At 62.4% G+C, this 245-nt stretch carries 1 protein-coding gene; it reads right to left on the bottom strand.

From position 1 onward, the window contains the following. Positions 1–230, bottom strand: a 230-nt coding sequence (locus tag P9230_RS32350) for a GMC oxidoreductase (RefSeq protein WP_278121772.1), incomplete at its 3' end; no start/stop codon positions are given. Positions 231–245 lie beyond the last annotated feature (15 nt).

The raw sequence follows: 245 nt of genomic DNA, 5'->3' as shown, positions 1-245 counted from the left end.
ACCACGGCCTCACCGGGCCTACCCATGCAACAGCCGCCGATCCCATGCTGCGCATCGGAAGACTGCGCCAGCAGGAAATTGTCGACCTCCTCGTCGCTTGCCATTTCGAGCCATGACAAAGGCAGATCGGAATCCCCCAGCAGGACGCGCTCGGCGATCGCCTGGATCGGCGCTTGCCGGGCAATCTCGCCAAGGTGGCGATAGGCGATACGCATGCGCTGAAGATCCATCGGATCGTCCAGCAT

This window comes from Mesorhizobium sp. WSM4887 (assembly GCF_029625865.1).
In the GTDB taxonomy this organism is placed as follows: domain Bacteria; phylum Pseudomonadota; class Alphaproteobacteria; order Rhizobiales; family Rhizobiaceae; genus Mesorhizobium.
This window is presented reverse-complemented; position numbering and strand designations above follow the sequence as displayed.